Raw genomic sequence first — 9,895 nt, forward strand, 5'->3', positions numbered from 1 at the left:
CCGCGAACGCGGCCGACGAGCGCCAGCGAGGAGGACTCGTGAGCGACGTCCTCAGCCTGCTCGTCCTGGTGGCGCTGCTGCTGGGCAACGCGTTCTTCGTGGCCGCGGAGTTCGCGCTGGTCACCGCCCGGCCCGACCAGCTGGAGCCGAAGGCGGCCGCCGGCTCGACGCGGGCGCGCACGACCATCCGGGCGATGCGCAACGTGTCGTCGATGATGGCCGGCGCCCAGCTGGGCATCACGCTGTGCTCGCTGGGCCTCGGCGCGGTCGGCGAGCCTGCCGTGGCGCACCTGATCGAGGCGCCGATGGCAGCAGCCGGCGTCCCCGAGGGGCTGTTGCACCCGATCGCGCTGGTCATCGCCCTCTCGCTGGTGACCGTGCTGCACATGGTGCTCGGCGAGATGGTGCCCAAGAACATCACCATCGCCGGGCCCGACCGTGCCGCGCTGCTGCTCGGCCCGCCGCTGGCGGCGTTCGTCCGGCTGCTGGGGCCGGTGATCCGGCTGTTCAACGCCGCGGCGAACGGGCTGGTCCGGCTGGCCGGGGTGCAGCCCACCGACGAGGTGGGGGCCAGCTTCGACGAGGCCGAGATCCGCTCGATGATCAACCAGTCGCGGCGGGAGGGTCGGCTGGGCAGCGAGGTCGGCGAGCTGGCCGCCGGGGCGCTCACCTTCGACAGGGACGAGCTGGACTCGGTGCTGCTCCCCCTCGACCGGCTGGTCACCGTGCCGCGCTCGACGACGCCCCGGCAGCTGGAGGCGGTCGTCGCCGAGCACGGCTTCAGCCGCTACCCGGTCCGGGACGACGACGGCGCGCTGCTGGGCTTCGTGCACGTCAAGGACGTGCTGGGGGTGGACCCCGCGGCCCGCGACCTGCCGATCGCCGACGAGCACGTCATCGGCTTCATCCCGCTGCAGCCCGGCGCGGCCCTGCCCGACGTGCTGACGGCGATGCGGGACTCCGGCGCGCACCTGGGCCGGGTGGTGGACGGCCGGCGCACCCTCGGCCTGGTCGCGCTGGAGGACGTGCTGGAGCGGCTCATCGGCGACATCCGCGACGCGGCCGCGGAGACCTCCCGCCGGCTCGAGGACCCCGCCCGGAGCGGGACCGGAGCCGGGGGAAGATGAGCCGGTGAGCTCCGAGCCGACCGCCCTCTCCCCCGAGGTCACCGCCCGCTGGCAGGCCCGCTTCCGCGCGCCCCGGGTGAGCCTGCCCGACTGGGCGCTGGAGGCTCCGCACCGCAACCTGTACGCCTCCGACGTCAGCGGTGTCGTCGAGCAGTACGCGTGGGACCGCACCACCGACGCCCACCGGCAGGCCACCGACCGGGCCAACGGCACGCTGATCGGCACGCTGAGCCCGGACGGCGAGACGATCTGGTGGTTCGCCGACACCGACGGCGACGAGTTCGGCGTCTGGATGACCCAGCCCTTCGCCGGTGGGGAGGACCGCGTCGCCGTCCCCGAGGTGGGGCCGGCCTACCCCGCGGGCCTGGAGGTCGGCCGCCGGGTGGTGGCGATCGGCCGCTCGACGGACGACGGCTCGGAGCTGTGGCTGGCACCGTCCGGGGGCTCGCCGCGGGTGGTCTACCGGCACGAGGACCCGGCGTCGGTCGACGCGCTCACCCACGACGAGGACCTGCTGGTCATCTCGCACTCCGAGCACGGCGACCCGCGCTACCCGGCGCTGCGGGTGCTGCGCACCGACACCACCGAGGAGGCGCCCTCGGTCGTCGCCGAGAAGTGGGACGGCGAGGGTCGCGGCCTGCACGCGCTGGAGTTCGCTCCCCTGCCCGGCGACCGGCGGCTGCTGGTCGGGCACGAGCGGCGCGGCCGCGAGGAGCTCCTGGTCTGGGACGTCGCCACCGACACCGAGACCGAGGTCGTGCTCGACCTGCCCGGCGACGTGACCGCCGGCTGGTACCCCGACGGCTCGGCGCTGCTGGTCGGCCACGACCACGCCGCGCGCAGCGAGCTGTACCGCTACGACCTGGCCAGCGGCGCGCTGGAGCGGCTGGACACGCCGCGCGGCGTCGTCCGCGGGGCCACCGCCCGCCCCGACGGCGCGGTGGAGCTGGCCTGGTCGAACTCCGAGCGCCCGCCGGTGGTCCGGCGGGCCGACGGGCCGGTCGTGCTGGCCGCCCCCGGGGAGGAGCCGCCGGCGGCCTACCCGGTGGAGGACCGCTGGGTGACCGGCCCGGGCGGCGACATCCACGCCCTGGTGGTGCGCCCGGCGGGCCCGGCACCGTACGCGACGGCGTTCCTGGTGCACGGCGGGCCGGAGTCGGCCGACGACGACTCCTACCGCGCCCGCCGCGCGGCCTACGTGGACGCGGGGTACGCCGTGGTGCACGTGAACTACCGCGGGTCGACCGGCTACGGCAGCGCCTGGCGCGACGCGCTCACCGGCCGGCCGGGGCTCACCGAGCTCGAGGACGTCGCTGCCGTCTACGACGCCCTGGTCGAGGAGGACTTCCTCGACCCGTCGCGGGCGCTGATCTCGGGCGGGTCGTGGGGCGGGTTCCTCACCCTGCTCGGCCTGGGGACGCAGCCGGAGCGCTGGGCCGCCGGGATCGCCGAGGTGCCGGTGGCCGACTACCTGGCCGCCTACGAGGACGAGATGGAGGGCCTGCGGGCCTACGACCGGGCGTTGTTCGGCGGGTCACCGGACGAGGTGCACGACGTCTACGTGCGCTCCTCGCCGATCACCTACGCGCAGGCCGTGGCCGCACCGGTGCTCGTCGTCGCCGGCGCCAACGACCCGCGCTGCCCGATCCGGCAGATCGACAACTACCTGGCGCGCCTGGAGGAGCTCGGCAAGCCGCACGAGGTGTACCGCTTCGACGCCGGCCACGGCTCGCTGGTGATCGAGGAGACCATCCGCCAGGTCGAGGTCGCCCTGTCGTTCGCGCTGAGGAACGTCAAGCCCTGAGCCCCCTGACGATCGTGGCGTCGTGACCGCTCATCCCGGTCCGGGAGTGGTCACGGCGCCGTGATCGCCGCAGAACGCGGGTCAGCGGGAAGCGGCGATCAGCTCGGCGATCTGGACGGTGTTGAGCGCCGCGCCCTTGCGCAGGTTGTCGTTGCTGACGAACAGCGCCAGCCCGCGGTCGCCGTCGACACCCGGGTCCTGCCGGATGCGGCCGACGTAGCTCGGGTCGCGGCCGGCCGCCTGCAGCGGCGTGGGGACGGCGGTGAGCTCCACGCCGGGCGCGGAGGACAGCAGCTCGGTGGCCCGCTGAGGAGTCAGCGGCCGGGCGAACTCGACGTTGAGCGACAGCGAGTGCCCGGTGAAGACCGGCACGCGCACGCAGGTGCCCGACACCCGCAGGTCGGGGATGTCGAGGATCTTGCGGCTCTCGTTGCGGAGCTTCTGCTCCTCGTCGGTCTCGGACGTCCCGTCGTCGACCAGCGACCCGGCCAGCGGCAGCACGTTGTAGGCGATCGGCTTCACGTACTTCGCCGGCTCCGGGAAGGAGACCGCCGAGCCGTCGTGGGTGAGCTCCGCGGCCTTGTCCACGACCGCCTTGACCTGGGTGTCGAGCTCCTCGACGCCGGCCAGGCCGCTCCCGGAGACCGCCTGGTAGGTGCTGGCCACGATGCGGACCAGCTGCGCCTCGTCGTGCAGCGGCTTGAGCACCGGCATCGCGGCCATCGTGGTGCAGTTCGGGTTGGCGATGATGCCCTTGCGGACGTCGGCGAGGGCGTGCGGGTTGACCTCGCTGACGACCAGCGGGACGTCGGGGTCGCGGCGCCAGGCCGAGCTGTTGTCGATGACGGTCACACCGGCCTCGGCGAACCGCGGCGCCTGCACCCGCGAGGTCGAGGCACCGGCCGAGAAGATGGCGATGTCCAGGCCGGTGGGGTCGGCGGTCGCGGCGTCCTCGACGGTGATCTCGCCGTCCCCCCACGGCAGGGTGCTGCCCGCGGATCGCGCGGAGGCGAAGAAGCGCAGCTCGCTGAGGGGGAAGCCCCGCTCGGCGAGCAGCTGTCGCACCACGCCGCCGACCTGGCCGGTGGCGCCGACGACGCCGACCCGCAGACCGTTGTCGGTCGATCCCGTCATCGTCCCGTCCCTCCGTAGACGACCGCCTCCGCCTCGTCGGTGCCGAGGTCGAAGGCGTCGTGCACCGCGCGGACGGCGAGGTCCACGTCGGTGTCCCGGCACACCACGGAGATGCGGATCTCCGAGGTGCTGATCAGCTCCAGGTTGACCCCCGCGTCGGCCAGTGCGCCGAAGAAGCGCGCGGACACGCCCGGGTGGGAACGCATGCCCGCCCCGACCAGCGACACCTTGCCGATGTGCTGGTCGAAGGTGACGTCGGTGTAGCCGACGGTGTGCTTGACCTTCTCCAGCGCCGCGATCGCCGCCGGCCCGTCGCTCTTGGGGAGCGTGAAGGAGATGTCGGCGAGCTTGCTGGCCGCCGTCGACACGTTCTGCACGATCATGTCGATGTTGACCTCGGCCTCGGCGAGCACGCGGAACAGCTGCGCGGCCTCGCCCGGGCGGTCGGGCACGCCGTAGACGGTGATCTTGCCCTCGGAGCGGTCGTGCGCGACGCCGGTGATGATGGCCTGTTCCACCGTGAGGTCCTCCATCGAGCCGGTCACCGTGGTGCCGGGGAGCTGGGAGTAGGAGCTGCGGACGTGCACCGGGATGCCGTAGCGGCGGGCGTACTCGACGCAGCGGAGCATGAGCACCTTCGCCCCGGAGGCGGCGAGCTCGAGCATCTCCTCGTACGTCACCGTGTCCAGCCGCCGGGCGTTGGGCACGATCCGCGGGTCGGCGGTGAAGACGCCGTCGACGTCGGTGTAGATCTCGCAGACGTCGGCCTGCAACGCCGCGGCGACGGCCACGGCGGTGGTGTCGGAGCCCCCCCGGCCGAGCGTGGTGACGTCCTTGGTGTCCTGGCTGACGCCCTGGAAGCCGGCGACGATGACGATCGAGCCCTCGTCGAGGGCGTTCCGCAGCCGGCCGGGCGTGACGTCGATGATCCGCGCCTTGCCGTGGCTGGAGGTCGTGATCACCCCGGCCTGCGAGCCGGTGAACGACCGGGCCTCGTAGCCGTGGGTGTTGATCGCGATCGCCAGCAGGGCCATGGAGATGCGCTCGCCCGCGGTGAGCAGCATGTCCAGCTCACGACCGGCCGGGGCGTCGGTGATCTGCGCGGCCTGGTCGAGCAGCTCGTCGGTGGTGTCGCCCATCGCGGAGACCACGACGACGACGTCGTTGCCGGCTTCCTTGGCCGCCACGATCCGCTCGGCGACGCGCTTGATGTGCGCTGCGGAGGCGACGGACGAGCCGCCGTACTTCTGGACGACGAGGGCCACGGGTCCAGAGGCTACCGACGTCCGCGGGAACGGCCGTGCTTGCGTCCCCCTGGGCAGGGCGCTGTGATCAACCGGTGGACGACGTCGAGCGCTGGTTGCTGACCGCCGAGGAGCGCGGCAACCCGTCGACGTCACTGCCCGCCTACACCGAGGGCAACCTCGTCGAGCCGCTCGTGCACGGTGCCACCTACTTCGACCGGCTGGTCGAGTGCGTCGAGCGCCTGGACGCCGGCGACCGCCTGTTCTTCACCGACTGGCGGGGCGACCCCGACGAGCAGCTGCGCCCGGGCGGGCCGACCGTCGCCCAGCTGTTCACCGACGCGGTGCGCCGCGGGGTCTGCGTGCGCGGGCTGGTGTGGCGCTCCCACGTGGACTGGATGTCGTTCAGCGCGGAGGAGAACCGGGCGCTGGACGACGAGGTCGAGCACGGCGGCGGCGAGGTGATCCTCGACCAGCGGGTGCGCCGCGGCGGCAGCCACCACCAGAAGCTCGTCGTCCTGCGGCACGACCAGGACCCGACCCGGGACGTCGCCTTCGTCGGCGGGATCGACCTGTGCCACAGCCGTCGGGACGACGCCGAGCACAGGGGCGACCCGCAGCCGCTGGCGATGTCGGCGGCCTACGGGGAGCGGCCGCCCTGGCACGACGTCCAGCTGATGCTGCGGGGGCCGTCGGTCGGCGTCCTCGACACCGTGTTCCGCGAGCGCTGGGACGACCCGACCAACGCCGACTCGGGCAACCCGATCGCCTGGGTGCTCGACCGGCTGCGCGGCGCGCGCCTGGAGCCCGACCCGCTGCCGCCGCAGCTGCCGCCCCCGCCTCCCTGCGGCCCGCACGTGGTGCAGAACCTGCGCACCTACCCGGCGATCCGCCCGCCGTACGACTTCGCGCCGCGCGGCGAGCGGTCGGTGGCCCGCGGCTACTCCAAGGCGATCGAGCGGGCCCGCCGGCTGGTGTACCTGGAGGACCAGTACATGTGGTCGGCCGACGTCGCCCGCCTCTTCGCCCGGGCGCTGGCCGAGAACCCGGAGCTGCACCTGGTCGTCGTGGTGCCGCGAGTGCCCGACCAGGACGGCGCGGTCGCGGAGCGGTCGCAGTACGTCGGACGCTGGCAGGCGCTGGAGATGTGCCGGCGGGCCGGGCGCGGGCGGGTGCACGCGTTCGACGTGGAGAACCACGAGGGAACGCCGGTCTACGTGCACGCCAAGGTCTGCGTGGTGGACGACGTCTGGGCCAGCGTCGGCAGCGACAACTTCAACCGGCGTTCCTGGACCCACGACAGCGAGCTGTCCTCCGTCGTCCTGGACACGACCCGGGACCCCCGCGAGCCCCGCGACCCGGCCGGCACCGGCGACGGCGCCCGCACCTTCGCCCGCGACCTGCGCCTGGAGCTGGCCCGCGAACACCTCGACCGGGCCGCTGACGGCAGCGAGGACGACGACCTGCTCGACCCCGAGGCGTTCGTGCGGACGCTGGAGACCTCGGCGGCCGAGCTCGACGCCTGGCACGCCGGTGGCCGCCGCGGACCGCGCCCGCGCGGTCGGTTGCGCGAGCACCACCCCCCGCGGCTGTCGCTGCCGACGCGGCTGTGGGCGACGCCGGTCTACCGCCTGGTCGACGACCCCGACGGCCGCCCGCTGAGCATGCGGCTGCGCAAGGCGTTCTGATCCCTGCGCCTGTCGGGGTCTCGCTGCCGACAGGAGTTCCCGGCGCGTCCACCCCTGCCCCGCACCGTGGGCAGGGGCGGAAACCCGGCACACCGGTCCTCCCCCGCACTTCAGACGCTGCCCCGCACCGTGGGCAGGGGCGGAAACCCGGCACACCGGTCCTCCCGCCGCACTTCGGACGCTGCCCCGCACCGTGGGCAAGGGTGGAAGTCGGCCCACCGGTCCTCCCGCCGCACTTCAGACGCTGCCCCGCACTGTGGGCAGGGGGTGACTGTCCACAGATGGGTGTCCGCACCCCGGCCGTCCGCGGTGCAGGCCCAGGCTGAGCGACGTGTCCCCCGACCTCGCCGGGCTCGTCCGCCGCATCCGTCGGACCGCCGATCTGTCGCAGCGGGAGCTCGCCGCGCGGTCAGGCGTCTCCAAGACCACGATCGCGGCCGCCGAGGCCGGCAGCCGGGACCTCGGCGTCACCCGGCTGGCGCTCCTGGCCGAGGTCGCCGGTCTCCGGCTGGTCCTGCTCGATGCGGAGGGTCGGGAGGTCCGCGGCATGGACCCCGACGGTCCACGGGACTCGACCCGACGCCGGCTGCCCGCCCACCTGGACACCCAGCACACCGACGAGGTCGCCGACCGGTGGGCGCACCGCCCGGACCGCCAGCAGCCGTGGTTCACCTTCGGCCTGGACCGAGCCGCGCGGGACCGTCAGCGGGCACGGGTCGGGACGCCGGAGGACCACGACGTCCCCGTGCCGGGTGACTCGCCGGCCGAGCGGCGCGCCCGGCGACGGGAGGCGGCGCGCCGGCGTGCCGCCGAGGAACGGGAGCGCCGACGCGCGACCGTCGGGTGGTCCGCCGACGAGGGCCTGACCTGCACGTGTCCCCCGGAGTGCGACGAGGTCGACGACGGCTCGGGCCCGCCGAGGCACGCCGCGGCCTGCGCCTGTCGCTGCGACCTCGGCTGACGCGCTGCTACCGTGGCCGTGTGCGCGGCAGCCTCCTGCTTACCCGCCGCGGCGAGGCCCTCTCCTAGGTCGGCCCCCTCGCCGCGGAGACCTCGCCGTGACCGAGTGCGTCCCCGGCGCCCGCTGACCGCCCCACCGGAGCTGCGTCCAGCCCGCGCCCAGAGGAGCGAGAACCCGTGAGCAGGAACCTGAGCGAGAACCACCCGCACGTCCGTCACCCCCAGCAGCCCTCGGGGATGCCGATCTCCCGCTACGCCCCCTTCACGCCGATCGTGCTGCCCGACCGCACATGGCCGGAGAAGGTCACCACCGAGGCCCCGCGCTGGTGCGCCGTCGACCTGCGCGACGGCAACCAGGCACTGATCGACCCGATGACGCCCGATCGCAAGCGGCGGATGTTCGAGCTGCTGGTCCGGATGGGCTACAAGGAGATCGAGGTCGGGTTCCCGGCCGCCAGCCAGACCGACTTCGACTTCGTCCGCCAGCTCATCGAGGACGACCTGGTACCCGATGACGTCACCATCCAGGTGCTGACCCAGGCCCGCGACGAGCTGATCGAGCGCACCTTCGAGTCCCTGCGCGGCGCGAAGCAGGCGATCGTCCACCTGTACAACTCCACCTCCACGCTGCAGCGGCGGGTGGTGTTCGGCTCCGACCGCGCGGGCATCATCGACATCGCCGTCCACGGCGCGCAGGTGGTGCGCAAGCTGGCCGAGCAGATGACCGAGACCGACGTGCGGTTCGAGTACTCCCCCGAGTCCTTCACCGGCACCGAGCTCGACTTCGCCGTCGAGGTCTGCAACGCGGTCACCGACGTGTGGGAGCCCACACCGGACCGGCCGACGATCATCAACCTGCCGGCGACGGTCGAGATGGCCGAGCCGACCGTCTACGCCGACCAGATCGAGTGGATGCACCGCAACCTGGGCCGGCGCGACGCCGTCGTCCTGTCGCTGCACCCGCACAACGACCGCGGCACCGCCGTCGCCGCCGCCGAGCTGGGCTACCGCGCCGGCGCCGACCGCATCGAGGGCTGCCTGTTCGGCAACGGCGAGCGCACCGGCAACGTCGACCTGGTCACCCTGGGGCTGAACCTGTTCAGCCAGGGCATCGACCCGCAGATCGACTTCTCCGACATCGACGAGATCCGCCGCACCGTCGAGTACTGCAACCAGCTGGGCGTGCACGAGCGGCACCCCTACGGCGGCGACCTGGTCTACACCGCCTTCTCCGGCTCCCACCAGGACGCGATCAACAAGGGCCTCAAGGCGCTCGAGGTCGACGCGGAGGCCGCCGGCAGGCCGGTCGCGGAGATGCCGTGGGCGGTGCCGTACCTGCCCATCGACCCCAAGGACGTCGGCCGCACCTACGAGGCCGTCATCCGGGTGAACAGCCAGTCCGGCAAGGGCGGCGTCGCCTACATCATGAAGACCGAGAACCAGCTGGACCTGCCGCGCCGGCTGCAGATCGAGTTCAGCGCGGTCATCCAGCGGCACACCGACGACGAGGGCGGCGAGGTGACCGCCCAGCAGATGTGGGCGGCCTTCTCCAACGAGTACCTGCCCGACCCCGACGCCCCGTGGGGTCGCTTCTCCCTGACCGGCCACCGGCACCGCGCCCACGGCGACCAGCTCGACGAGATGGTGGTCGAGCTGGTCGACGACGGCGTCCCCACGACGATCGAGGGCCGGGGCAACGGGCCGATCGCCGCGTTCGTCGACGCGCTGCGGTCGGTGGACGTCGACGTCCGGGTGCTCGACTACGCCGAGCACGCCATGTCCGCCGGCGGTGACGCCCGCGCTGCGGCGTACGTCGAGTGCGCCGTCGGCGACCGCGTGCTGTGGGGCGTGGGCATCGACCCGAACATCGTCACCGCGTCGCTGCGCGCGGTCGTCTCGGCGGTGAACCGGGCTCAGCGGTAGCAGGAGGGCCCCTCC

General features: G+C 73.5%; 7 protein-coding genes. 5 read left to right on the forward strand and 2 right to left on the reverse strand.

Going from position 1 to position 9,895, the window contains the following annotated elements; genetic code table 11:
• Nucleotides 1-38 precede the first annotated feature (38 nt).
• A complete protein-coding gene (locus ACI79G_RS05545) occupies nt 39-1,127 on the forward strand; it encodes a hemolysin family protein (protein ID WP_456880145.1) in 1,089 nt (362 codons plus the stop codon).
• 4 nt (nt 1,128-1,131) lie between these two features.
• Nucleotides 1,132-2,931, forward strand: a complete 1,800-nt coding sequence (locus ACI79G_RS05550) for a prolyl oligopeptidase family serine peptidase (protein WP_456880146.1) — start codon at nt 1,132-1,134, stop codon at nt 2,929-2,931.
• Between the two features lie 81 nt (nt 2,932-3,012).
• Here ACI79G_RS05550 and ACI79G_RS05555 read toward each other — a convergent pair whose 3' ends face one another.
• Together ACI79G_RS05555 and ACI79G_RS05560 are read right to left on the reverse strand one after the other, a co-directional pair.
• Nucleotides 3,013-4,065, reverse strand: coding sequence for an aspartate-semialdehyde dehydrogenase (locus ACI79G_RS05555; protein WP_456880147.1), 1,053 nt, complete (start codon nt 4,063-4,065; stop codon nt 3,013-3,015).
• A complete protein-coding gene (locus ACI79G_RS05560) occupies nt 4,062-5,330 on the reverse strand; it encodes an aspartate kinase (RefSeq protein ID WP_456880148.1) in 1,269 nt (422 codons plus the stop codon). Before ACI79G_RS05560 ends, ACI79G_RS05555 begins: the two co-directional genes overlap by 4 nt.
• 74 nt (nt 5,331-5,404) lie before the next feature.
• Here ACI79G_RS05560 and ACI79G_RS05565 point away from each other — a divergent pair, with 74 nt between their 5' ends.
• The 3 genes from ACI79G_RS05565 (at nt 5,405) to leuA (ending at nt 9,880) form a co-directional block, all read left to right on the forward strand.
• Complete coding sequence (locus ACI79G_RS05565; protein WP_456880149.1) at nt 5,405-6,997, forward strand: phospholipase D family protein; 1,593 nt, start codon at nt 5,405-5,407, stop codon at nt 6,995-6,997.
• Between the two features lie 331 nt (nt 6,998-7,328).
• Complete coding sequence (locus ACI79G_RS05570) at nt 7,329-7,958, forward strand: helix-turn-helix domain-containing protein (RefSeq protein WP_456880150.1); 630 nt, start codon at nt 7,329-7,331, stop codon at nt 7,956-7,958.
• Nucleotides 7,959-8,134: 176 nt separating this feature from the next.
• Nucleotides 8,135-9,880 carry a 2-isopropylmalate synthase gene (leuA, locus tag ACI79G_RS05575; RefSeq protein WP_456880151.1) on the forward strand — a complete coding sequence of 582 codons (1,746 nt, stop codon included), beginning with the start codon at nt 8,135-8,137 and terminating at the stop codon, nt 9,878-9,880.
• Nucleotides 9,881-9,895: the final 15 nt, after the last annotated feature.

The sequence above is a fragment of the Geodermatophilus sp. SYSU D00779 genome (genome assembly GCF_054050595.1).